Genomic DNA, 1,634 nt, shown 5'->3' on the forward strand with positions numbered 1-1,634 from the left:
CAGGGACAGGTGGTTGTGAGGAGTCGTATCGGTCTGGAATATCGAGTGACTTTTTTGCGCTTGGAGATAGGGCTCTAGGTTGTTTGATGCAGCTTGTTAAAGTAAGGGGAAGAGCTAACCCAATGAAAGTTGATACTAGTCTAGACATGATTATCTTCGTGAGGTTTCAGCAACAATGTTACTTCTGCTTTTTCAGGGATTTAGTGGCTGCTATAATGGCAGTCACTTGCAGCTCAATAAACTCCTCAAGAGCGTCTTGCGTTGGGGAGTCAACGAAGATTCTATCGATTACGAAAGGGTGCTTGGCTACGACCGATGCTAGAGAGAGAAAATTGAGTGTGGCTACAGCGTAGACGACCTCGTCGGTATCACCTAAATATTCAGCCAGAAGCGGGCGCAGAGGGATGACCTTAAGAGTGGTGACTTCATCGCAAATTGTATCAATTGGCGATCCAGGAGAATGGACCGTTTTGCTCATGATTCGGTCATAGTCACCAGATGGTCCTTTGTCTAAAGTACGCCGAACGATGGCACGAGCAAAAGCCGCTAATTTGAGCTCAACGGGTGCGTCATGAGGGAGACCACCACTGATGGGGTGAGTTTGTTCAGCAACAGCAAACGCTTTGCGAAGTACTTGGGCGAAGAGCTTTTCTTTTGAACCAAAGTAGTAATTGACTGCCGCAATATTAGCCTTAGCCCCGCGAACGATCTCAGCGACTTTACCATCGCGGTATCCATTTTTAGAAAATACTCGAATCGCGCTATTGATGAGCTTGTCATTCACTGTCATGGCACACTTATCTAGTGCTTTGAGTTATTTGCAAATTAAATTTTAAAATGACGATTTGAAGTCATAAAGATCTATATGGCTAAGGTGCGCCGCGGGTGTGATTTTGGCCTTTAGCTCGGAGCTGGAATTTTAAAGCTGAAAATGAGTAGGGGTGACTTGTCAGCTTAAATAGCTCGATCAGCTATTTTTCTCAATAACGAGCGTAGCCAATACCGGTGGCGAGAACGTCATCGGCTGGTTGCAAATGTCCGTATAGCAGGCGCAGCACGTTGTTGCCATAGTATCAAGTTAAGATCCAGACCCTTGGTGTTCATAGCGCGATTAGGTCGCTTCCTAGGGAAGCAGAGGTATCTACTACGAGCCCCAGGCTTGGGTGACCTCTTCAAAGATAAAATAATGCTGAAACGCACTTTTCGACCTATCGTTGGTGATGAAGACGTCGGAGCTCTCGATAAGTTTAGTTTTAGTTGTCCAAGTGAGTCCATCAATGCCATTCAAGTTATAGCATGCCTCGTATTTTTCAGTTTTTTATTGGCTGAGGATTTCGTGGAGTGATTAACATATCCGCTGAGTGCATTTTCGGGTTTTGTGGCTGTCGTCACCTCCGATGACACTTACTAAGCGGCGAATGTTGCGAGCTTTAGTCCATAAAATGACAGAGTTTTCTGCAGAACTAGCCTTTGAGTATCACTTTAATTACAGAGGTGACTCGTCTTTTATCCCCTTGGATTCAAACCGGAAGTGCACCGCTTAACTTGAACAACGGCCCAGATGCTGACTAGTATCAGCACTGGCTCCACCGTTCAAAACCGAGCCTGTGCCAAATGACCTATAAACATCTGAG

The 1,634-nt window shown here is 45.6% G+C and carries 2 protein-coding genes; one reads left to right on the plus strand and one right to left on the minus strand.

The window, feature by feature from the left end; genetic code table 11:
• Window positions 1-178 precede the first annotated feature (178 nt).
• On the minus strand, window positions 179-790 hold the full coding sequence (locus ABGY95_RS01330) for a helix-turn-helix domain-containing protein (RefSeq protein WP_347439875.1): 612 nt from the start codon (window positions 788-790) through the stop codon (window positions 179-181).
• A 396-nt stretch (window positions 791-1,186) separates the two neighbouring features.
• Here ABGY95_RS01330 and ABGY95_RS01335 point away from each other — a divergent pair, with 396 nt between their 5' ends.
• Window positions 1,187-1,345 carry a hypothetical protein gene (locus ABGY95_RS01335; protein ID WP_347439876.1) on the plus strand — a complete coding sequence of 53 codons (159 nt, stop codon included), beginning with the start codon at window positions 1,187-1,189 and terminating at the stop codon, window positions 1,343-1,345.
• The last annotated feature ends 289 nt before the right edge of the window (window positions 1,346-1,634 follow it).

It is taken from the genome of Rubritalea sp. (assembly GCF_039830215.1).
Lineage (GTDB): Bacteria > Verrucomicrobiota > Verrucomicrobiia > Verrucomicrobiales > Akkermansiaceae > Rubritalea.

What these genes read in the sequence shown, in the direction of transcription:
- ABGY95_RS01335 (WP_347439876.1), top strand. Translation starts at nt 1,187, where the DNA reads ATGCTGAAACGCACTTTTCGACCTATCGTTGGTGATGAAGACGTCGGA.
- ABGY95_RS01330 (WP_347439875.1), bottom strand. Translation starts at nt 790, where the DNA reads ATGACAGTGAATGACAAGCTCATCAATAGCGCGATTCGAGTATTTTCT.